Below are 20,022 nucleotides of genomic sequence, written 5' to 3'. Positions count from 1 at the left end.
GGGACAAGCTCAGCCGAGTTGCCGCGCGCAGTAGCCGGCGATGGCGTCGAGCACGGCGTCGTCCTCGCCGACAGCATCGGCGCAACGGATGGAGAGGGCGGGGTGGGCCTGTGCGCAGCGCTCGACCAGCGCCGGCAGATCCCGCCGCAAGTGGCCGCCCTGGCCAAAGAACACCGGCACGATGGTGATGTGCTGCACACCGGCGGCAGCAAGTTCGTCGATCGTGCCCGGCAGGTCGGGTGTCATCAGCTCAAGAAAGGCAAGACGGACGTCAACGTCGGGTTGCTGGGCGGCCAGGCGCTTCTGCAAACGGTCGAACGGCTCGCGCCAGCGAGCATCGCGCGCGCCATGCGCAAACAGCACGAGTGCGCGCGCGGTCATCAGTGACGCTCCACCCAGCGTAGCGCCACCAGCGCCAGTGCCAGATAGAGCGCACCAGGCACGATGGCCGTGAAGATCGCCGGCCAGGTATTGAGCAAGCCGACGTGCGAGAACAGGTTGTTCACCAACTGGAACGACAGACCCAGCATGATCCCGCCGAACACCTTCAGGCCGACGGCGCCGGCGCGTGCGTGCAGGTAGGCGAAGGGCAGGGCCAGCGCCATCATCACCAGCACGGTGAACGGGTAGACCACCTTCTTCCACAACGCGATTTCATAGCGCTGTGAATCCTGTTTGTTGTCTCGCAGATGGCGGATGTACTGGAACAGATCCAGCGTGGCCATGCGGTCAGGCGTGACCATCAGCACCGACAGTAACTGCGGCGTGAGTTCCGAGCGCATCTCCTGTTGCGGCACCGTGGTCTGCTCGCCACGGAAATCCGGTGCCAGTGCATCGGGTGCGCCGGGTGCGGCCTGCACGTTGTCCTGCGGCGTGGCGGCAACTGACTTGCGCGGGAATTCAATGAAGCGCGTCTCGGTCACGTTGCTCAACTGCCAGTTCTGGTGACCTTCATACCGTGCGTGCTGCGCCACGCGAATCGTGCTCAGACGGTAGTCCGAGTCGAATTCATAGATGCGCAGGCCCTGGATGGACTGGTCTGCCTGCAGCGCGCCCACGTTGATGAAGCGCGTCACTTCACCGCCGCTGCCGTCCGGCTTGGCCGGGCCGCGGTCTTTGACCCACACGCCCGAGCGGAAGCCCGCCGACACCGTGGCGCCCAGCGCTTCAAGCCGCACCTTCTGCGCGTACTGCTCCGCCTTCGGGCCGATGAACTCGCCGAAGATGTACGTCACCAGCGCCAGCGGCAGCGCAATCTTGAACAGCGACAGCAGCGCGCGCTTCGTGTCGAGCCCGGCGACGCGAAAGATCGTGAATTCCGACTGGCTCGCCATCTGCGAGAACACGTAGATCGCACTGATAAGCGCGGCCACCGGAATCACCTCATACACACGCGTGGGCGCCTGCAGCATCACGTGGAAGAACGCGATGAGCGTGGTGTAGCGGCCCATGACCGAGCCCAGCTCGCCCAGCATGTCGAAGAAGATGAACAGCGCCAGCACCGCAAACAGGATGAAGACGAAGACGCCGTAGATCTGGCGTGCGAAGTATTTTTCGTAGACCGGCATCTTCATCATGCGCCCGCCTTCTTCGGTGCGAAGCCGAGCAGGGCCGAAATACCCTTCAGGCCAGCCGCGCTGTAGTGGCGGAAGCGGAACAGCAGCACCGCGCAGATGAGGGCGATGACATGAAGCGGCCACCAGGCGAGCATCGCGTTGATCTTGCCCTGTGCCACCCATGCCTGCGACAGGTTCAGCAGGTTGGAGTACGTCAGGTAGATCAGCACGGCAAAGATCATCGGCGTGTAGCGGCCCAGGCGCGGGTTGACGTAGGCCAGCGGAATGGCGATCAGCACGAAGTTCAGCGCCAGCAGCGGCAGGCCGATGCGCCAGACCAATTCGCCCAGGTTCTCGGGCGTCGGGTCGGCCAGCAGGTCGGCGGTCGAGCGGCTCTTGGTGGGCAGATTGGCATCCGCTTGCGGCGGCTTGTTGGCCACCTTCACGCCGTACTTGTCGAACTCGACGATGCGGTAGTCGAGCTTGCCGGGCGTACCCTCATAGCGGCGGCCCTTGTCGAGCACGACAAAGCGGTCGCCGTTGGGCATGGTCTTGAACTCGCCGGTCTTGGCCAGCGCCACGCCGATCTTGTCCTGCGCGGCATTCGCCACGAACAGGTTGCGGGCGTGTTTCATGCCCGAGTCCACGCCTTCGATGAAGAGCACGTAGTTGCCGTGTGCGGGCTCGATGAAGCGGCCGGCGGAGATCATCGACAGCACATCGCGCTGCTCGAAGCGATCACGGAACAGCGCGCTCTGTTGGTTGGCCCACGGCCAGCCGAACAGCGCCAGCAGCGCCACCAGCACGATGAACGGCAGCGAAAAGCGCAGCACCGGGCGGATGAAATCGGTCAGGCTGATGCCGGAGGTGAACCACACCACCATCTCGGAATCCTTGTACCAGCGCGTGAGCACCAGCAGCACCGAGATGAAGAGGGTGGCGCATAAGAGAATGGCAAGGTAGCCCAGCGTAGCCAGGCCGATGAGGAGCAGGACGTCGTTCGGGTTGGCTTCACCATTGGCGGCCATGCCGAGAATGCGGATCACCAGGGTGGTCAGCATGAACGTCAGCAGCACGAGGAAGACGGCGCCGGCGGTGAAGGACAGCTCGCGTCGCAGGGCTTGTTCGAAAATCATGCGGATGCTGGAAGGGTGGGCGAGGTCTAGACCCAGGTTGGGACCGCAGTTGGGACGATAGGTGCCCCATCTGGGTTCCATCGGAGCCCCCGCGCAAAATCGCGGATAATGTGGGCTTTCGTTGACTCGCCTCATAGAGAGAAGCGCGATGGAATTTAGCACAAAAGCCCTGGACTGGGCCAAAGCGGGCGCCCTGGCGGCCAAGAGCGATTGCCTCGTGATCGGTCTGTTCGAGTCGCAGACCCTGGCGGGTGCCGCCAAGGCGCTGGACGTGGCGACCAAGGGCCTGGTCGGTCGCTTGATCAAGCTGGGCGACTTTGAAGGCAAGCGCGGCACGTCGCTGCTGCTGCACGAAGTGGCTGGCGTGGGCGCCGCCCGCGTGCTGCTGGTCGGCCTGGGCAAGGAAGCCGACTTCACCGACCGCGCCTATGCGGAAGCCGTGCGCACTGCACTGCGCGCGCTGGCCGGCACCAAGGCCGCCAACGTGACGTGGACGCTGACCGAGCACACCGCCCGCACGAAGGACATAAGCCGGGACACCGCCTGGGCCGTGCTGACCGCCGTCGCGCTCATCCGCGAGACCAGCTACCGCTTCATCGAGCGGCATCCGTCGCTCAAGAGCAAAGGCGACAAGAACGGCACCACGCTGCGCAAGATCGTGCTGGCCGTGCCCGCTGCCGACGCCAAGGCCGCCAGCGTGGCCGCCGCGCGTGGCACCGCCATCGCCAACGGCATGGACCTGACGCGTGACCTGGGCAACCTGCCGTCCAACATCTGCACCCCCACGTACCTGGCCAACACAGCGCGCCAGATCGCCAAGGAATTCAAGCTCAAGGTCGAGGTGCTCGGCCGCAAGCAGATCGAAGCCCTGAAGATGGGCGCCTTCCTGGCCGTGACCAAGGGCAGCGAAGAGCCACCCCAGTTCATCGTGCTGCGCTACGACGGCGGCCCGGCCAAGCAGGCGCCGGTGGTGCTGGTCGGCAAGGGCATCACGTTTGATACGGGTGGCATCTCGCTCAAGCCGGGCGAGGGCATGGACGAGATGAAGTACGACATGTGCGGCGCCGCCTCTGTGCTGGGCACGCTGCGCGCCGTGGCCGAGATGGGCCTGAAGCAGAACGTCATCGCCGTGGTGCCGACCTGCGAGAACATGCCCAGCGGCATCGCCACCAAGCCGGGCGATGTGGTTACCAGCATGTCGGGCCAGACCATCGAGATCCTGAATACGGATGCCGAAGGCCGCTTGATCCTGTGTGATGCGCTCACCTATGTGGAGCGCTTCAAGCCGGCCGTGGTGATCGACGTGGCAACGCTGACCGGCGCCTGCATCATCGCGCTCGGCCACATCAACACCGGCATGTACGCCCGCAGCGATGCGTTGGCGGATTCGCTGATCGCGGCCGGCAAGCAATCGCTCGACACCGCCTGGCGCATGCCGCTGGACGAGGAATACCAGGAGCAACTCAAGTCCAACTTTGCCGACATGGGCAACATCGGCGGCCGCCCGGCCGGCAGCGTGACGGCCGCCTGCTTCCTGGCGCGCTTCACCGAGAAGTACGACTGGGCCCACCTCGACATCGCCGGTACCGCCTGGAAGAGTGGCGCAGCCAAGGGCGCCACGGGCCGCCCGGTGCCGCTGCTGACGCGCTTCCTGATGGACCGCGCTTGAGCCGAGCGAGCCAAGTCAGCCGAGGAGCAGTATGACCCGCGTCGATTTCCACAGCAACGTGCCCGGCAAGCTGGCCTATGCCTGCCGGCTCGTGCGTAAGGCTTACGGCGCGGGCCAGAAGGTGATCGTGGTGGGGGATCAAGCCGCGCTGCAAGCGTTCGACACACAGCTGTGGACCTTCAGCCCGCTTGATTTCCTGCCGCACTGTGGCCTGCGGCACCCGCTGGCCGTGCAGACGCCCATCCTGCTGGCCGATACCGCCGAGCCGCTGGACGACGCGCCGCATCACGACATCCTGGTCAACCTGTCGCACGAGCCGCCGCCGCTGTTTGCGCGTTTTGCCCGGTTGATCGAGATCGTTGGCGATGACGATGCCGACCGCGCCGCCGCGCGCGACCGCTTCCGCTTCTACCGCGACCGCGGTTACCCGATCCAACACCACGACGTGGGGCGCGCATGACCGACGGACGCAACTCTGGGTCCCCCGCGGACAACAACATCCCCGTTCTGACGGAGATCGTCGAGCTGGAGGATGCTGAACCGGTGGTCGCTCCGGCCGCCGCGCCTTCTCCAACGGCTGCCCCTGCTACACCAGCCGTGCCGCCTGTCCTGCGCGAGCAGGGCCTGGCACCCGCCTCTGCGATGCCGCCAGCCGGTACCGACGCCGCGCGCGTGATGGGGCACGTGATGTGGCGCTTCCAGACCGAATGGCCGACGCTGATCGAGGCGCAATGTCGCGCGGCGCTGGAGTCGCGTCTGTCGCTGTTGACCGAGCAACTGGCGGCCGATCTCACGCGCACGCTGGAGGCCCGCCTGATGGAGTGGCTGGGCGCTGCGCTGGAGGATGCGCTGGCCGACCAGCACAAGACACCGCTGCGCTAATCGCCCAAGAAAAAACCCGCCAGATGGCGGGTTCTTCGTTGAATGGGCGCGATACGGATCAGTCCGTCACCGCCCCCTTGCTGGCCGGCGCCGCCAGCTTCGCAAATTTCGCCAGTACGCCACGCGTATAGCGCGGTGCAGGCTGCTTCCACGCCGCGCGGCGACCGGCGAGTTCGTCGTCCGGCACGTTCAGTTGCAGCAGGCGCTGGTGCGCGTCGATGGTGATCGAATCACCCTCGTGCACCAGGCCAATCGTGCCGCCCACATACGCTTCCGGCGCGACGTGGCCGACCACCATGCCCCACGTGCCGCCCGAGAAACGCCCATCGGTGATAAAGCCCACCGACTCGCCCAGCCCCTTGCCGATGATGGCGGACGTGGGGGCCAGCATCTCCGGCATACCCGGGCCGCCCTTGGGGCCCAGATAGCGCAGTACGAGGATGTCCCCCGCTTTGATCTGGTCACCCAGGATGGCGCTCATCGCGCTCTGCTCGTCGTCGAACACGCGCGCGGGGCCGGTGATGACCGGGTTCTTCAGGCCGGTGATCTTCGCCACAGCACCTTCTTCGGCCAGGTTGCCCTTCAGGATGGCGAGGTGGCCTTCTTTGTAGAGGGCCTTGTTGATCGGCAGGATCACGTTCTGGTCCGCCCGCGGCTGGTCGGGCACGTGGGCCAGTTCTTCAGCGAGCGTCTTGCCGGTGATGGTGATGCAATCCCCATGCAGCAGACCGGCGTTGAGCAGGAGCTTCATCACCTGTGGGATGCCGCCGGCCTTGTGCAGGTCGGTCGCCACGTATTGGCCAGACGGCTTGAGGTTGCAGATGACTGGCACGCGCTGGCGCACGCGCTCGAAATCATCGATGGTCCATTCCACTTCGGCTGCGTGGGCGATGGCCAGGTAGTGCAGCACGGCGTTGGTCGAGCCGCCGGTGGCCATGATCACGGCCACGGCGTTTTCGATCGATTTGCGCGTGATGATGTCGCGCGGCTTCAGGTCGCGGCGCACGGCTTCGACCAGTACACGCGCGGATTCGGCAGCGCTGTCGACCTTCTCCTGGTCCGGGTTCGCCATCGTCGACGAATACAGCAGCGACATGCCCAGCGCCTCGAAGGACGAGCTCATTGTGTTGGCGGTGTACATGCCGCCGCACGAGCCGCTCGACGGGCAGGCGTTCTTCTCGATGCCCTCGAAGTCTTCGTCGCTCATGCGGCCGGCGGTGAACTCGCCCACGGCCTCGAACGACGACACGATGGTCAGGTCCTTGCCCTTCCAGTGGCCGGGCTTGATGGTGCCGCCGTACACGTAGATGCCCGGCACGTTGGTGCGCGCCAGGGCGATCATGCCGCCGGGCATGTTCTTGTCGCAGCCGCCGATGACGACCACGCCGTCCATCCACTGGCCGTTGACGCAGGTCTCGATGCAATCGGCAATGACTTCGCGCGAGATCAGCGAGAACTTCATGCCCTCGGTGCCCATCGACATGCCGTCGGAGATGGTTGGCGTGCCGAAGATCTGCGGGTTGGCCTTGGCTTCCTTCACAGCAGCGACTGCCGCATCGGCCAGCTTCTGCAGCCCCGAGTTGCACGGCGTGATGGTCGAGTGGCCGTTCGCCACGCCAATCATCGGGTTGTTGAAGTCGTCCTTCGTGTAGCCCAGCGCGTAGTACATCGAGCGGTTGGGCGAGCGCGCCACGCCCTGGGTGATGTGCTGGGAACGCTTGTTGTCTGGCATGGGAGGTCTCCGTGGGGGCGGGAATGTCGTCCGGGAGCACCGCAAACCTACTGCGCAGCCCGATCTTGGCCCCGCGATGCTCGCCGTACCCATGTACGGCTGCGCTTCTCGGGCCAACCTCGGGCTGCTCGCTACGGTTTTCGGTACTCCCGAGAAACAGCATGGCGCCCAGCATGCGCTTGGACAAAAGGCGCGTCAAATATATTATTGAGCGATTATTGAGTTGAAAAAACTATCAATCGCCGATATGGATTTGCGCCAACTTCGCTATTTCGTGACCGTTGCCGAGGAGCTGCATTTCGGCCGCGCTGCCGAGCGCCTGTCGATGACGCAGCCGCCGCTGTCGCAGCAGATCCGTGCGCTGGAGGAGGAGCTGGGCGTCACGCTGTTCCACCGCACGCAGCGCTCGGTGGCGCTCACGCCGGTGGGTGCGCGCTGGCTGGTCGAGGTGCGGCGCGTGCTCGCCGAGGCGGGCGCGCTCCCTGCGCTGGCGCAGCGGCTCGCGCGCGGGGAGGTGGGCTCGCTGTCGCTGTCCTTCGTTAGTACGGCCGACTACGGCATCCTGCCTGCTGTTCTGCGGCACTTCCGCGACGCACGCCCAGATGTGCAGTTTCAGTTGCGTGAAGCCACAAGCGATGTGCAGATCGAAGCGCTTCTGGCCGACGAGGTGGATGCGGGCGTGGTGATTGCGCATCACGCGGGTTCTGTCCCTGGCGAGCTGGAGTATCGACCGCTGGTGCGGGAGCGCTTGGTGCTGGCAGTGCCGACATCGCGTGCAGAAAAATGGGGCATCGCGCCCGGCCAGCCCTTTGCGCTGGCCGATGCGGCGGCCGAGCCGCTCATCATCTTCCCGCGGCGGTCTGCGCCTGCGCTGTATGACATCATTACCGGCTATCATGCCGCGCACGGTGGCGGGGAGGCTGCCACGCGCATCGGCCAGGAGGCCATTCAGATGCAGACCATCGTCAGCCTCGTCTCCGCTGAGATGGGCGTCGCGCTGGTGCCCGCATCGCTATGCAACCTGCAGCGGACCGGCGTGGTCTATCTCGAACTCGCCGCGCCGAGCCCGTTCATCGAAACCGGACTGGTGTGGCGGCGCGATGCGGCCTCACCGGTGCTGCCGTGGTTCGTGGCCAGCGCCGAGGCCGTCGCCAAGCTGCACAAAGACAACTCAACCTGAAGCCCAGGATTCATGCTCATCCATCCGCAATTCGATCCCGTCGCCCTGCATCTGGGGCCGCTCGCCATCCGCTGGTACGGCCTGATGTATCTGGCGGCGTTCATCATGTTCCTGTGGTTCGGCCGGCTGCGCACGCGCCAGCCGCACATCGCCGCTGAGGGCTGGAGCGGTCGTGATCTCGACGACATGCTGTTCTACGGCGTGCTGGGCGTGATCCTGGGCGGGCGTCTGGGCTACGTGCTGTTCTACAAGGCCGACTGGTACTTCGCCCACCCGCTCGACATCTTCAAGGTGTGGGAGGGCGGCATGGCCTTCCACGGCGGCTTCCTGGGCGTGGTCGTGGCGATGATGCTGTATGCCCGCATGCGCGGCCGCTCGTGGATGCAGGTGACCGATTTCATCGCGCCGATGGTGCCGTGCGGACTCGCTGCGGGGCGCTTGGGCAACTTCATCAACGGTGAGCTGTGGGGCCGCGTGGCCTCGCCCAATCTGCCGTGGGCGATGATGTTCCCGCAGGCGCAGGGCGAAGACCGTGAGTGGCTGCTCTCGCACGCGCAGCAGGCCGTCACCAGCGGCGTGCAGGCCGTGTTCGACCAGTACCACATGCTGCCGCGCCATCCCTCGCAGCTCTACCAGTTCGCGGGCGAGGGCGTGCTGTTCTTCATTCTGCTGTGGCTGTATGCACGCAAGCCTCGGCCGATGGGCGCGGTGTCGGGCGCCTTCCTGCTCGGCTACGGTGTGTTCCGCTTCCTGGCCGAGTTTGCGCGCGAGCCGGACAACTTCCTCGGCCTGCTGGCGGCGAATCTGTCGATGGGGCAATGGCTGTCGCTGCCGATGATCCTGGCAGGGATTGCGATGCTGGCGTGGGCATATCGACGTAATGGCCGCGCCGGCAGCAACGGCAACGGTGCGAAAACCCAGGCACACGCCTGAGGCCGCATCGGCGCAAAGACAAAGCCACCGCAAGCGGTGGCTTTTTTTGATGGCTGGCAGGTGCGTTACTTCAGCATCTGCACGGCGCCGGAGACGGTCACCGTCACTTGCGCCTTGCCGCCCTCGATGGGCACCGGGGCCGAATCGAACGAAGCCGGTGCGGCTGCCATGCGCATCATCGGACGCGGGCCCGGATTGTTGCTGCCTTCGCTCACGTGCACGTCGCGGATCGTGTAGCTCGTGTAGCCGAACAGCTTGGTGGTTGTCAGTGCCTTGTCGCGGAATGAGGCAACGGCTTGGTCGATCAGCTTGGCCTCAGCCGCCGTACGTGCCTCGCGCGAGAGCGTGAAGTTCACGTTCTGCACTTGCATCTGGTTGGCCAGTTGGCCTGCCAGCTTGGAAGCGGCAGCAAAGTCCTTCGACGTGATGCGCACTTCCGCACGGCCGCGCCAGGTGCTGATCTTGCCGTCGCGATTGGTGTTCGGGTAGATGTTGAAGCCGCCGGTTTCTGCCTGCACGCCGGACGTCCGCTTGGCCTGGGCGATCACCTCATCGGCCTTGCGCGAAAGTGCCGTGGAGATCGCGCCCGGGTCCGCGCCTTCCTGTTCGGCGCCCAGCGTCAGGGTGACGGTGTCGGTCGGCACTTCGGTCACGGCCTGTGCATCCAGCGACAGCACGCCCGAATGATTCGTCTCAGGTGCGGCTTGTGCGAAAGCAGTCGTCATCATTGCGGTCCCCAGAATGGTTGCGGCCAGGACAGATTTCATTGTGTTCTCCCAAAAAAGCAATGTGATGCGTCTGACTGGCTGCAACGCGCATCGTTCATCACGTTTGTAACAATTCCCAACCGTTGCGTGCCATTTACTCAGGATCACGCATCAATTTGGTGGTGATGTAACGCCATTGTGCGGGCGTGACCGGCGTGATCGACAGGCGATTGCCGCGTTGGAGCACGGTCATGTCGGCGAGTTGCTCCTGCGCGCGCAGCGTGGGTAGATCAATGAGGGCGCATTTGCGCACGAACTTCACGTCAACCAGCATCCAGCGCGGTGCCTCGGGTTTGGAAGCGGGATCGTGGTAGTGGCTTTTGGCGTCGAACTGCGTGGGATCGGGGTAGCTGGTCGAACAGACCTCCGCCAGCCCAGCGATACCCGGCTGTGGGCAGGACGAGTGGTAGAACAGCACGCCATCACCGATGCGCATGCGGTCGCGCATGAAGTTGCGTGCCTGGTAGTTGCGCACGCCGGTCCAGGGCAGGGCGCCCTCGGCGTGCAGCGTGTCGATGCTGGCCTCGTCGGGCTCGGACTTCATCAACCAGTATTGGGCGGCCATCGGGTTGGGCGTACGGGCGGCGTACGGAAGTGACGGTGTGCGCAGCATAGCAATAGCGCCATGGCCTTGCTATTGGCGATGCATCACCGAATGCACAAAGGAAACGCGCAAAGAAAAAGGCGGTAGCGCACATGTGCACTACCGCCTTTTGTTGGGTCCCCACCTCGGCCGCTAGACCCGCATCCTGAACCCAAGTGAGGTTCAGAGAGGCTGCGGAAGCCGCATTTTGGGTACATCACCGGCGCAGGGAGCCTACGACTTGCGTCGCACGCTATGCACTGGAAGACGCGCTCGCCCACACGGCATATCCCGCACCAAGCAATTGCTTATCGGTTCAAGGAATTAATGGCCATGGCGAACCAGGCAGGGAAACTGTCAGACGCATCACCACGTTGTGGCGCATGTCTTTGACGACATGGCGATGCGTCTGAGAGATTCATCGCGAGCAACCGGCTTGTGAGTCTGTAGTCGCTAAAGCCTTATGGTGTAAGGGTTTGCGGGAGACTGCCGGCAGCCATTGGGTGACACTATACACCCGTTCGCACCCGAACCCAAGCCCGGATGCGATCCGGTTACAAACACGTTTTGTACTAAGTCAAATGACCTGGCCGTACTGGCGCAGTGCCTCGTCAGCGCGGGCGTTCAGGTCGGCCAGTTTGGCGCGGATGGTGTCGATCGGCAGGGCGGAATCGGAGGCGGCCTGGCGCTGCATCGACAGCAGATCCGACGCGATGCTGATGGCGGCCATCACAGCAACACGCTCGATGCCCTTGGTGCTCGAGCCGTTCTTGATGCGCGTCATCTGGTTGTCGACCATGGCGGCGGCTTCACGCAGCGCGGCTTCGTTGTCGGGCGAGACGGCAAATTTATACGCTTGCCCGGCGATGTTCACTTCAATTTGCTTGCTGCTCATGCTTTGGTCTCCGAGTGCGGGGCGGCGGCATCATCGCCGGCGCTCTGGCCGAGGAGGTCAAGCTGTCGGGCGTCGGTGGCCGTCGGCAGCTTGTCGAGAATCGACTGGATGCGCAGTTGCGCTTCTTCGATCTTGGCATTGAGCACGCTGCGATCGGCCACCATGGCGTCGCGCTCGGTCTTGGAGACCTCGGCTTCCGCGGTAAGCCGTTCGACTTCTGCGCGCAGGCGCTGGTTCTCGGCGGCAAGCGCATCGGCGTGACGCAGCACGCGCGCGATCTTGTCGGCAAGGTGTTCGAGTTCGTTCAGCATCGGTTGTCAATCAGAATCGAGTGGGGGGATTTTAGCCCATCATGCCGATTGCGCCTGTCCTCCATACGGATGCGCAATCGAGCGGAATACACAGGCGGCGGCCAGGGCACAACAGCTTTGCCCGTCTTTTCCCGTCTTTTGGCGCGATGGTGGGTATTTGACGGTAAACTCGCTGCCGTCCTGGTGCCCGCAGCACCATCTGCAGTTAAACGGGAAGCAGGGAGCGCCGCCCCACAAGCGATGCGCCAACCTGCGCTGCCCCCGCAACGGTAAGCGAACGTCGCGCGTGCCCGCCATCTCTCGCAAGAAGAGGAGGGCACCGCGCGGTCTGTCCAACCAGCCACTGTTTCTTCGGGAATGGGAAGGCGGACAGGCCGCTTCGCCAGCCCGGATACCGGCCAGGACGGTGGATCTCAGCGAACCGGTCCACGATCCTACTGCGCGGCCCGATCTTGGCCCTGTGATACTCGCCGTACCCACGTACGGCTGTGTTTCTCGGGCCAACCTCGGACCGCTCGCTACGGATCGTGAACCGGTTCTGAGCCGATGTGAGGGAACCGCATCGAGATCCTGCTGCCAGCGACCCGCGGGGGAACGGGTCCGGCTGACGCTTCTTGTCTTTTCAACATGAGCTTGACTACAAAGCGGCCACTCCGGATGTCCCGGACGGCCATGTGCGCGCTTGTCAGCGCACGATTGGGGGTTGTTGCGGGGGTCATGGCAGGTGCAGTTGCACCGGCCTGGGCACAAAGCAATACACGGATGGCGAGCACGCCGGTGGGCGAACTGAACCCGACGGTGGTAACGGCTTCGCGTAGCGAGCAGCCCTTGTCGGATGCACTGCCGCACACGACGGTTGTCAGCCGCGCCGACATCGAGCGCTCGCAAGCCGCGGATGCGGTGACCCTGCTGCGCCGCGAGGCCGGCATCGAGATCGCGCAGAACGGCGGCCCCGGCACCAATGCCAGCCTCTTCATGCGCGGCGCCAGCTCCAACCAGACGCTGGTTCTGATCGACGGCGTGCGCGTGAGTTCCGGCACGTCGGGCGGCGCGCAGATCGGGCAACTGATGGCCGACCAGATCGACCACATCGAGATCGTGCGCGGCAACGTGTCTGCGCTGTACGGCTCGGATGCGATTGGCGGCGTGGTGCAGATCTTCACGCGCAGCGGCAAGGGGCACGCGCCGCTGGCCAATGCCGAGATCGAGTACGGCGCGCGCAACACCAAGCGTGCACAGGCCGGCATCAGCGGCTCGCTGGGCGAGGGCGGCGATACGTCGTTTGCGGTGTCGGTGTCGGAGTTCAAGACCAACGGCTTCTCGACCATCAATCCGCTGCAGGCGCCCAAGGCCAACCCAAACGACAACCCGTACACGAACAAGAGCGTGTCGGCGCAACTGTCGCATCGGTTCTCCGCGGACTGGCAGGCGGGCCTGACGTACTTCCAGACCTGGGGTGATGTCAGTTACGACAACGCCTTCGGCAAGCCGACCGACATCAACATCGCACACAACGTGGTGCGCTCGATGTCGGCCTACGTGGACGGCAAGGTGACGCAGGACTGGAAGACACGCCTGACGCTCTCGCAGGGGGATGACCGCAGCCTGAACTTCACCAACGGCGTGCTGCAGGTGCCTGCGCGCTTCAACACGCGCAACCAGACGGCGAGCTGGCAGAACGATTGGGCCTTCATGCCCGGTCAGTTGCTCAAGGTGGGCCTGGAGCATCTGCAGACGAGCATCGACAGCGATGCCTACAACGTGCCCACGCGCAATGTCGATTCCGGCTACATCGGCTATGAGGGCAAGTTCGGTCCGCATCAGCTGCAGTTGAACCTGCGTCGTGACCGCTACTCGGACTTCGGCGGTGCCAACAGCTACTACGCCGGTTACGGTTTCGCCTTCAACCCGCAGTGGAAGGCTGTGGCGAGCGTGAGCAACGCCTTCCGTGCGCCGAGCTTCAATGAACTGTATTACCCGTTCTTCGGCAACCCGAATCTGCAGCCCGAAAAGGCGCGTTCGGTGGAGGGCGGCGTGGAATACAGCGGCGCGATCGGCCTGGTGCGCATGACGGTGTTCGAGACGGACTACAGCAACCTGATCACCAGCGTGTTTGATCCGGTGGCAGGCACCTTCCTGGCAGCCAACGTGAACCGTGCGCGCGTGAACGGTGTCGAGACATCGTATCGGGGTTCGATCTATGGCGTGGATCTGCGTGCCAGCTTTACCATGCAGAACCCGCAGGATCTGTCGGCCAACCAGTTGCTGTCGCGCCGCGCGCGGCACTTCGGCAGCGTGTCGGCGTACAAGACCTTCGGGCCGTTCTCGGCGGGTGTTGAGTGGAATGCGGCGGGCGATCGCCAGGATTCCACCAAGACGCTCAGCGGCTATGGCCTGCTGAACCTGGTCGGCCGCTACCAGATCACGCCGGACTGGGCACTGTCGGCACGCCTTGAGAACGTGACGAACAAGAGCTACCAGTTGATCTATCCGTACAACACGGCATCGCGTGGGGTGTTCTTCACGCTGTCGTGGCAACAGCACGAGCCGAAGAAGTAAGGAAGCGCGGATGACACCTGCACTGCCCGCACGCGGTTTTGCCTGGCGACTCTGGTCGCTGCTGGCGCTCGCGTGTGTGGCGGTGCTGGTGGCGTCATTGATGCTCGGCAGCGTGAAGCTGTCGCCCGCCGAAGTCTGGCGGGCTTTGTTTGGCGGTGGCGATAGCTTGGCAGCAGGCATCGTCACCGAGTTGCGCCTGCCACGTGCGGGCGCTGCGTTTGCTGCCGGTGGGCTGTTGGCCTTTGCTGGTGCGTTGATGCAGATGTTGCTGCGCAATCCGTTGGCGGATCCGTATGTGCTGGGGGTGTCCGGCGGCGGAGCAGTGGCGGCGTTGACGGCCATGTTGTTCTCGCTGCCGTGGTGGGGCGTGCAGGCAAGCGCTGGCGCTGGCGCGCTGCTCTCGATGGCATTGGTGGCTGCGCTTGCACGCCAGCACCTGTGGCGTGGTGAACCTGGCGAGGCCAATGCACGCTTGCTGCTCGGCGGCGTGGTGATGGCCTCCGGCTGGGTCGGGCTGATTACCCTCATTCTGACGGTCGCGCCCGAGAACAAGCTGCGCGGCATGATTTTCTGGATGGTCGGCGACCTGGGTGGCGCTGATCGTTACCTCGGCGCGCTGGCCGCGCTCGTCGTGGCGGTAGCCGTGGTGCTGCCGCATGCGCGCGACCTGAACGTGCTGCTGACTGGCGAGACGCGCGCCCGCGCGCTGGGTGTGCCGGTCGCACGCGTACGCACACTGATCTACGTGGTGGCCTCGCTGTGTACGGCGGTGGCCGTGACGATTGCCGGCTCCGTTGCGTTTGTTGGCCTGCTGGTGCCGCACATGGTGCGCTTGGCCTGGACGCGCGACGTGCGCATCCATCTGCCTGCCACGGTACTGGCCGGTGGGGGCATGCTGATGCTGGCCGACCTGATCGCCCGCACGCTGATCGCGCCGACGCAGTTGCCGGTGGGCGTGATTACCACGCTGCTGGGTGTGCCGACATTTCTCTACCTGCTGATGCGGAGCACGCGATGAGCTGGCTGCGCCGTGCCCCCGCTCCGGCCGCGTTTGCAGAGGTCGATGCTGTGCCAGAACTCACGCTGCGCGATCTGCGTGTGGCCATGGATGGGCGTGTACTGATCGAATGCCTGTCGATGACGGCCACCGGTGGGCAGCTCTGGTGCGTAGTCGGCCCGAACGGCGCAGGCAAATCGACATGGCTATCGGTATTGGCGGGTTTGCGCGATGCGGATGGCGGCAGTGTCATGTTGGACGGCCAAGCGCTCGCGGACTGGCCCGCCGCTGCCATGGCCCGCCGCCGCGCGTTTCTGCCGCAAGCGCTGCATGACACCTTCCCGATGACGGTGTATGAGGCGGTCATGACCGGCCGCCATCCGCATCTCGCGCGCTGGGAGTGGGAGGGTGATGCCGATGCACATGCCGTTGATGCAGCAGTATCTGCGCTGCAGTTGCAGTCGCTTGTACAGCGTGATGTCCGCACGCTCTCAGGCGGCGAGCGCCAGCGCGTGGCCATGGCGGCCGTGTTTGCGCAGGACGCGCGTGTCCTCATGCTCGACGAGCCCGTTGCGCATCTGGACCTGCACCAGCAGATCGCCGTGCTTCGCCTGCTGCGCGAGGGGTGCCGCAAACACGGTTGGCTGGTTGTGCTGACGGTGCATGACCTGAACCTCGCGCGCCGCTTCGCCACGCACGCTTTGTTGATGGATGGCGAAGGCCACACCAATGCAGGCTCTGCCGCCGAGGTGCTCACCCCCGAACATTGCGCCCGCGTGCTGCGCACCCCGATTGCTGAGGTGGCGGATGGCCGCCGCACGGCCTTGATTCCTGATGATCCTGATGACGACTTCTGACGATAACGACAGCGGCCTGAACGAGCGCCACCGCACGCGCATGCAGCGCAAGAAGGCCGTGGTGGATGCCAAGATTGCCGCGGCCACCGACGTGCGCGGTGTGTTGCTGGTCAACACCGGCAACGGCAAGGGCAAATCCAGTTCCGGCTTTGGCATGGTGATCCGCGCCATGGGCCACGACATGCAGGTTGGCGTCGTGCAGTTCATCAAGGGCGCGATTCCGACCGGCGAGGAGCGCTTCCTGCGCCGTTTTCCCGAGCAATGCGAGTTCTACGTGATGGGCGAAGGCTACACGTGGGAGACGCAGGATCGCACGCGTGACATTGAAAAGGCAGAAGCTGCCTGGGCCTGCGCGCGTGAACTGTTGAGCGATCCGTCCATCGGCCTGGTGTTGCTGGATGAACTGAATATCGCGCTCAAATACCATTATCTTGATGTGCAGACGGTGCTGGCCGACTTGCGTGCACGGCCGGCTGCACAGCACGTCGTCATTACCGGACGCGGGGCGCCGTCCGAGTTGATCGAAGCCGCCGATACCGTGACCGACATGACGCTCGTCAAGCACGCATTTTCCCAAGGCATCCAGGCGCAGCCGGGTGTCGAACTGTAGGCCTTGTGGGCTTCAACCATGCAGATTCCTTCTTTTGATCCGGTGCTGCGTACCCGCCTGCAGACCGCTGTTGATAGCAAGACCAAGCCGCTGGGTGCGCTGGGTCGGCTGGAGCCGCTGGCCGTGCAGATCGGCCTGATCCAGAACACCGAGGCGCCGGTGCTCACGCGCCCGGCGATGGTGGTGTTCGCTGCGGACCACGGTATCGCCCATGCGGGCGTGAGCGCCTATCCGCAAGCGGTGACGGCGCAGATGGTGCTGAATTTCATCGCAGGCGGTGCGGCCATCAACGTGTTCAGCCGTCAGCATGGGTTTGCGCTGGAAGTGGTCAATGCCGGCGTGGCTGCGCCGCTGTGGACGGCGGACACGCCGGGTCTGGTCGACGCACCTGTCGGCCCCGGCACGCGCAACTTTGCGGAGCAGCCTGCCATGACCGCCGACGAGCGTGATCGCGCAATGGCACTCGGCGCGCAGCGCGTGGCGCACCATGCATCGCTCGGCACCAACGTGATCGCACTTGGTGAGATGGGCATTGCCAACACGGCGTCTGCTGCGTGCGTGATGGCGCGGCTGTGCGATATGCCGGTGGCGCAATGCGTGGGCCGTGGCACGGGCCTTGATGACGAGGGCCTCGCCCGCAAGCGGGCCGTGCTGGAAGCCGCGCTTGCCAAACACACAGATGTGCGGGATCCGCTGGACGTGCTGGCCTGCTTTGGCGGCTTCGAAGTTGCGGCGATTGTCGGGGCGGTGATCGAGGCAGCCAAGCGGCGCATGGTCATTCTCGTCGACGGGTTCATCGCCACGGCAGCCGTGCTGGTGGCGGCGCGCGTGGCGCCTGACGTGCTGCACTACTGCGTGTTTGGCCACGTGTCGGATGAGCGCGGTCATCGCGCGCTGCTCGAGGTGCTGGATGCGCGGCCGCTGCTGTCGCTGTCGTTGCGCCTGGGTGAGGGCAGCGGGGCGGTGCTGGCGTATCCGCTGCTGGTGTCCGCCGTGGCCTTCCTGCGCGAGATGGCGACCTTCGCCAGCGCGGGTGTGAGCGAGCGCTCGGGCTCATGAACGCACTGCGCGAGCACTGGCAGGCGCTGTGGACGGCGGTCGGGTATTTCACCCGTATTCCCGTGCCGGCGTCGGTCGGATTCTCGCAAGCGGGGCTGAATCGCGCGGCACGCTACTTTCCGCTGGTTGGCTGGCTGGTAGGCGCAGTGGCAGCGGCGGTGTATTGGCTGGTGTCGCGCACGGTGCCAGCGCCTGGCGTGGCGGTCGCCGTGTCGATGGTGGCCACGCTGTTGCTGACCGGCGCCTTCCATGAAGATGGCCTGGCCGATTGTGCTGATGGTTTTGGCGGCGGCTACACGCCGGAAGACCGGCTGCGCATCATGCACGACTCGCGCATCGGTGCGTTCGGGGCCATCGCAGTGTGCATGGCGCTGTTGCTGAAGTGGCAGTTGCTGACAGCTTTGACGGTGCATCCCGTCGCCATACTGGCGGCGATGGTGGGCGCACATGCCACCAGCCGCGCCGCTGCGGTCAGCTATCTGCTCACGCATGACTATGTACGTGCTGAAGGCAAGGCCAAGCCCGTTGCACAGCGCATGCGCTGGAGCGACGCGTTGTGGGCGGGCATTTTCGGTATCGCGCCGCTGTTGTGGTTCGGGCCGGAGTGTGCGGCGCTCGTGGTCGTGGGGGTGTCTGTTGCTCGCTGGCTGCTGGGCCGCTACTTCGTGCGCCGCATCGGCGGCATCACGGGCGATTGCCTGGGGATGGCGCAACAGGTGTTCGAACTGCTGATTCTGTGGGGGCTGCTGGCATGGATTTCATCCTGATCCGCCACGCGCGGCCCGCCATGACGGCCGGCCTGTGCTACGGACGCACGGATCTGCCGCTCGATGCGCCGATGGACCCTGATCCGTTGGCCATTGCCGAGAAACTCAGTGCGCATCCACCACAGCGTCTGCAGGCCAGTCCGCTGCAACGCAGCCGGCTCACGGCTCAGGCTATCCAGCAGGTGGCTGAGTTGCCCGCGCTGGAGATTGACGCGCAACTGATGGAACTCGACTTTGGCGCCTGGGAGGGCCGCCAGTGGGATGACATCCCGCGCGCGCAGGTCGATCGCTGGGCGCGCGATCTGGTGCACGGTAACCCACACGGGGGGGAGTCTGCCGCCGACTTGCTGGCGCGCGTAACCACGTGGGCCGAATCGATGGCTGCGTCTCCCGTCCCTTGTGTATGGGCCGTGACGCATGCGGGTTGCATGCGCGCGCTGGCTGCGTACTGGCTGCAACGTCCGCTGGCCGAAACGCTGCAGTGGCCGTTGCAATGGGGTGGTGCGTGCGGTTTTCGCGTGCAACCCGGGCAACCCGACGCGTTGCCCATCCTGCTGTTCTGGAACCGCTGATCATCAGCGTCCGCTGGCCGCCTGCGTGTTTCGGCGCTTCATCCGCGCCTGCTCCAGGTCATCGCACAACTGCGCCGCGGCTTCCACCAGGCGCGGGCCGAAGCGGTTGATCAGATCGCCATTGATGCTGAACAGGTTGCCGCGCTGCACGGCCAACAGTTGCGGCCAGCGTTTCCAGCCGTCGAGCGTGTCGATGGGGCGGCTGCCTTGTGTGGCGCCCATGCTCGCCGTCAACAAGACTTCGGGATTGGCCGCGATGACGGCCTCAGGCGATACCGTCGGCACCAGAAGCGGCTCGCCCGCAAAGATATTGCGGCCACCGCACAGCGCCAGCATGTCGGTGAAGATGTGCTGGCCGTTGAGCGTCATCAACGGCTGCTCCCACACCTGATAGAACACCTGCACCGGTGGCTTGCTTGCATAGCGGTTGCGCAGCGTATCGACCTGCTGGCGGAACTGCTGTGCGGCATCGTGAGCGCTGGCGCGCGTGTCGAGCAGCGTGCCGAGTGCTTCGATGGAGCGCGGAATGTCGCCCATGTGGTGCGGTTCGGAGAAGAACAGCGGAATGCCCAGTGCACGCAGGCGGTCGATCTGCTTCTGCGCATTACCGTGGCGCCAGACCACCACCAGATCGGGTTTGAGCGCAGCGATGCGCTCCAGATCGAGCGCACGGTTGTCGCCCACGTGCGGAATGTCGCGTGCGGCCGGCGGATAGTCGCTGTAGGCCACCGTGCCGACGATGCGCGCGCCGCCGCCCGCTGCAAACAGCAGCTCAGTCGCATGCGGTGCCAGGCTGACGATGCGCTGTGCAGGGTGTTGCAAGGTGACCGTGGCGCCGGTGTCATCGGTGACGGAAATGGCGGCAAGCGCCGGTGCAGCAGCAATGGCCAGTGCAGCAAGGCCAAGCACACACAAACGACGGGCAAAGTGGGGGAAGCGAGCGGGCATCGGGGTGGG

At 64.9% G+C, this 20,022-nt stretch carries 21 protein-coding genes and 1 riboswitch; of the genes, 12 read left to right on the top strand and 9 right to left on the bottom strand.

Annotated elements, in window-relative coordinates:
• Positions 1 to 9: 9 nt before the first annotated feature.
• Genes V6657_RS12450 through lptF form a run of 3 tightly spaced genes read right to left on the bottom strand, consistent with a single transcriptional unit; the run spans position 10 to position 2,692 of the window.
• Positions 10 to 381: a CbiX/SirB N-terminal domain-containing protein gene (locus V6657_RS12450; protein WP_048934581.1), complete on the bottom strand. Its 372-nt coding sequence runs from the start codon at positions 379 to 381 to the stop codon at positions 10 to 12.
• Complete coding sequence (lptG, locus tag V6657_RS12445; protein ID WP_082170233.1) at positions 381 to 1,574, bottom strand: LPS export ABC transporter permease LptG; 1,194 nt, start codon at positions 1,572 to 1,574, stop codon at positions 381 to 383. Before lptG ends, V6657_RS12450 begins: the two co-directional genes overlap by 1 nt.
• Positions 1,574 to 2,692 carry an LPS export ABC transporter permease LptF gene (lptF, locus tag V6657_RS12440; RefSeq protein WP_048934583.1) on the bottom strand — a complete coding sequence of 373 codons (1,119 nt, stop codon included), beginning with the start codon at positions 2,690 to 2,692 and terminating at the stop codon, positions 1,574 to 1,576. Before lptF ends, lptG begins: the two co-directional genes overlap by 1 nt.
• Before the next feature lie 148 nt (positions 2,693 to 2,840).
• Between lptF and V6657_RS12435 the strand changes: the two genes are divergently transcribed.
• The 3 genes from V6657_RS12435 to V6657_RS12425 are packed head-to-tail and all read left to right on the top strand — an operon-like array spanning position 2,841 to position 5,243.
• The gene (locus V6657_RS12435; RefSeq protein WP_048934584.1) at positions 2,841 to 4,361 is read left to right on the top strand and encodes a leucyl aminopeptidase; all 1,521 of its coding nucleotides are present in this window, start codon (positions 2,841 to 2,843) and stop codon (positions 4,359 to 4,361) included.
• Between the two features lie 31 nt (positions 4,362 to 4,392).
• Positions 4,393 to 4,821: a DNA polymerase III subunit chi gene (locus V6657_RS12430; RefSeq protein ID WP_048934585.1), complete on the top strand. Its 429-nt coding sequence runs from the start codon at positions 4,393 to 4,395 to the stop codon at positions 4,819 to 4,821.
• Complete coding sequence (locus V6657_RS12425; protein WP_048934586.1) at positions 4,818 to 5,243, top strand: DUF2486 family protein; 426 nt, start codon at positions 4,818 to 4,820, stop codon at positions 5,241 to 5,243. The genes V6657_RS12430 and V6657_RS12425 overlap by 4 nt, the downstream gene beginning before the upstream one ends.
• Before the next feature lie 58 nt (positions 5,244 to 5,301).
• Here V6657_RS12425 and ilvD read toward each other — a convergent pair whose 3' ends face one another.
• Positions 5,302 to 6,975 (bottom strand): dihydroxy-acid dehydratase, encoded by a 1,674-nt coding sequence (ilvD, locus tag V6657_RS12420; RefSeq protein WP_048934587.1) that lies wholly within the window; start codon positions 6,973 to 6,975, stop codon positions 5,302 to 5,304.
• Between the two features lie 247 nt (positions 6,976 to 7,222).
• On the opposite strand from ilvD, the gene V6657_RS12415 reads away from it, so the two are divergent.
• Positions 7,223 to 8,155 carry a LysR substrate-binding domain-containing protein gene (locus V6657_RS12415; protein ID WP_048934588.1) on the top strand — a complete coding sequence of 311 codons (933 nt, stop codon included), beginning with the start codon at positions 7,223 to 7,225 and terminating at the stop codon, positions 8,153 to 8,155.
• 12 nt (positions 8,156 to 8,167) lie between these two features.
• Positions 8,168 to 9,088 (top strand): prolipoprotein diacylglyceryl transferase, encoded by a 921-nt coding sequence (gene lgt, locus V6657_RS12410; RefSeq protein WP_048934589.1) that lies wholly within the window; start codon positions 8,168 to 8,170, stop codon positions 9,086 to 9,088.
• A gap of 65 nt (positions 9,089 to 9,153) precedes the next feature.
• Here lgt and V6657_RS12405 read toward each other — a convergent pair whose 3' ends face one another.
• The 4 genes from V6657_RS12405 to V6657_RS12390 form a co-directional block, all read right to left on the bottom strand.
• Entirely contained in the window at positions 9,154 to 9,855 is a 702-nt protein-coding gene (locus tag V6657_RS12405) for an SIMPL domain-containing protein (protein WP_048934590.1), read from the bottom strand.
• A 94-nt stretch (positions 9,856 to 9,949) separates the two neighbouring features.
• The gene (locus tag V6657_RS12400; RefSeq protein ID WP_048934667.1) at positions 9,950 to 10,420 is read right to left on the bottom strand and encodes an EVE domain-containing protein; all 471 of its coding nucleotides are present in this window, start codon (positions 10,418 to 10,420) and stop codon (positions 9,950 to 9,952) included.
• Positions 10,421 to 11,015: 595 nt separating this feature from the next.
• Positions 11,016 to 11,333: a cell division protein ZapA gene (locus tag V6657_RS12395; protein ID WP_048934591.1), complete on the bottom strand. Its 318-nt coding sequence runs from the start codon at positions 11,331 to 11,333 to the stop codon at positions 11,016 to 11,018.
• A complete protein-coding gene (locus tag V6657_RS12390) occupies positions 11,330 to 11,644 on the bottom strand; it encodes a hypothetical protein (RefSeq protein ID WP_048934592.1) in 315 nt (104 codons plus the stop codon). The genes V6657_RS12395 and V6657_RS12390 overlap by 4 nt, the downstream gene beginning before the upstream one ends.
• A 164-nt stretch (positions 11,645 to 11,808) precedes the next feature.
• Positions 11,809 to 12,062: riboswitch (cobalamin riboswitch) on the top strand.
• Positions 12,063 to 12,316: 254 nt separating this feature from the next.
• On the opposite strand from V6657_RS12390, the gene V6657_RS12385 reads away from it, so the two are divergent.
• Genes V6657_RS12385 through cobC form a run of 7 tightly spaced genes read left to right on the top strand, consistent with a single transcriptional unit; the run spans position 12,317 to position 19,065 of the window.
• A complete protein-coding gene (locus V6657_RS12385) occupies positions 12,317 to 14,203 on the top strand; it encodes a TonB-dependent receptor (protein ID WP_048934668.1) in 1,887 nt (628 codons plus the stop codon).
• Positions 14,204 to 14,213: 10 nt separating this feature from the next.
• Positions 14,214 to 15,221: an iron ABC transporter permease gene (locus tag V6657_RS12380; RefSeq protein WP_048934593.1), complete on the top strand. Its 1,008-nt coding sequence runs from the start codon at positions 14,214 to 14,216 to the stop codon at positions 15,219 to 15,221.
• Entirely contained in the window at positions 15,218 to 16,057 is an 840-nt protein-coding gene (locus V6657_RS12375; RefSeq protein WP_048934594.1) for an ABC transporter ATP-binding protein, read from the top strand. The genes V6657_RS12380 and V6657_RS12375 overlap by 4 nt, the downstream gene beginning before the upstream one ends.
• Complete coding sequence (gene cobO / locus V6657_RS12370) at positions 16,044 to 16,667, top strand: cob(I)yrinic acid a,c-diamide adenosyltransferase (RefSeq protein ID WP_048934669.1); 624 nt, start codon at positions 16,044 to 16,046, stop codon at positions 16,665 to 16,667. The genes V6657_RS12375 and cobO overlap by 14 nt, the downstream gene beginning before the upstream one ends.
• 18 nt (positions 16,668 to 16,685) lie before the next feature.
• On the top strand, positions 16,686 to 17,726 hold the full coding sequence (cobT, locus tag V6657_RS12365; RefSeq protein WP_048934595.1) for a nicotinate-nucleotide--dimethylbenzimidazole phosphoribosyltransferase: 1,041 nt from the start codon (positions 16,686 to 16,688) through the stop codon (positions 17,724 to 17,726).
• Entirely contained in the window at positions 17,723 to 18,493 is a 771-nt protein-coding gene (locus V6657_RS12360; protein WP_048934596.1) for an adenosylcobinamide-GDP ribazoletransferase, read from the top strand. Before cobT ends, V6657_RS12360 begins: the two co-directional genes overlap by 4 nt.
• Complete coding sequence (cobC, locus tag V6657_RS12355) at positions 18,478 to 19,065, top strand: alpha-ribazole phosphatase (protein WP_048934597.1); 588 nt, start codon at positions 18,478 to 18,480, stop codon at positions 19,063 to 19,065. The genes V6657_RS12360 and cobC overlap by 16 nt, the downstream gene beginning before the upstream one ends.
• Positions 19,066 to 19,068: 3 nt before the next feature.
• Here cobC and V6657_RS12350 read toward each other — a convergent pair whose 3' ends face one another.
• Positions 19,069 to 20,013, bottom strand: coding sequence for a cobalamin-binding protein (locus tag V6657_RS12350; RefSeq protein WP_048934598.1), 945 nt, complete (start codon positions 20,011 to 20,013; stop codon positions 19,069 to 19,071).
• Positions 20,014 to 20,022 lie beyond the last annotated feature (9 nt).

Source organism: Ralstonia sp. RRA, from assembly GCF_037023145.1.
In the GTDB taxonomy this organism is placed as follows: Bacteria; Pseudomonadota; Gammaproteobacteria; order Burkholderiales; family Burkholderiaceae; genus Ralstonia.
Note: the sequence above shows the minus strand (reverse complement) of the source record. Positions and strands in the feature narration are given on the sequence as shown.

Bases quoted from the DNA above. Each gene is read 5' to 3' on its own strand.
- V6657_RS12450 (WP_048934581.1), bottom strand. From the start codon at position 381: ATGACCGCGCGCGCACTCGTGCTGTTTGCGCATGGCGCGCGCGATGCT.
- lptG (WP_082170233.1), bottom strand. From the start codon at position 1,574: ATGAAGATGCCGGTCTACGAAAAATACTTCGCACGCCAGATCTACGGC.
- lptF (WP_048934583.1), bottom strand. From the start codon at position 2,692: ATGATTTTCGAACAAGCCCTGCGACGCGAGCTGTCCTTCACCGCCGGC.
- V6657_RS12435 (WP_048934584.1), top strand. From the start codon at position 2,841: ATGGAATTTAGCACAAAAGCCCTGGACTGGGCCAAAGCGGGCGCCCTG.
- V6657_RS12430 (WP_048934585.1), top strand. From the start codon at position 4,393: ATGACCCGCGTCGATTTCCACAGCAACGTGCCCGGCAAGCTGGCCTAT.
- V6657_RS12425 (WP_048934586.1), top strand. From the start codon at position 4,818: ATGACCGACGGACGCAACTCTGGGTCCCCCGCGGACAACAACATCCCC.
- ilvD (WP_048934587.1), bottom strand. From the start codon at position 6,975: ATGCCAGACAACAAGCGTTCCCAGCACATCACCCAGGGCGTGGCGCGC.
- V6657_RS12415 (WP_048934588.1), top strand. From the start codon at position 7,223: ATGGATTTGCGCCAACTTCGCTATTTCGTGACCGTTGCCGAGGAGCTG.
- lgt (WP_048934589.1), top strand. From the start codon at position 8,168: ATGCTCATCCATCCGCAATTCGATCCCGTCGCCCTGCATCTGGGGCCG.
- V6657_RS12405 (WP_048934590.1), bottom strand. From the start codon at position 9,855: ATGAAATCTGTCCTGGCCGCAACCATTCTGGGGACCGCAATGATGACG.
- V6657_RS12400 (WP_048934667.1), bottom strand. From the start codon at position 10,420: ATGGCCGCCCAATACTGGTTGATGAAGTCCGAGCCCGACGAGGCCAGC.
- V6657_RS12395 (WP_048934591.1), bottom strand. From the start codon at position 11,333: ATGAGCAGCAAGCAAATTGAAGTGAACATCGCCGGGCAAGCGTATAAA.
- V6657_RS12390 (WP_048934592.1), bottom strand. From the start codon at position 11,644: ATGCTGAACGAACTCGAACACCTTGCCGACAAGATCGCGCGCGTGCTG.
- V6657_RS12385 (WP_048934668.1), top strand. From the start codon at position 12,317: ATGTGCGCGCTTGTCAGCGCACGATTGGGGGTTGTTGCGGGGGTCATG.
- V6657_RS12380 (WP_048934593.1), top strand. From the start codon at position 14,214: ATGACACCTGCACTGCCCGCACGCGGTTTTGCCTGGCGACTCTGGTCG.
- V6657_RS12375 (WP_048934594.1), top strand. From the start codon at position 15,218: ATGAGCTGGCTGCGCCGTGCCCCCGCTCCGGCCGCGTTTGCAGAGGTC.
- cobO (WP_048934669.1), top strand. From the start codon at position 16,044: ATGACGACTTCTGACGATAACGACAGCGGCCTGAACGAGCGCCACCGC.
- cobT (WP_048934595.1), top strand. From the start codon at position 16,686: ATGCAGATTCCTTCTTTTGATCCGGTGCTGCGTACCCGCCTGCAGACC.
- V6657_RS12360 (WP_048934596.1), top strand. From the start codon at position 17,723: ATGAACGCACTGCGCGAGCACTGGCAGGCGCTGTGGACGGCGGTCGGG.
- cobC (WP_048934597.1), top strand. From the start codon at position 18,478: ATGGATTTCATCCTGATCCGCCACGCGCGGCCCGCCATGACGGCCGGC.
- V6657_RS12350 (WP_048934598.1), bottom strand. From the start codon at position 20,013: ATGCCCGCTCGCTTCCCCCACTTTGCCCGTCGTTTGTGTGTGCTTGGC.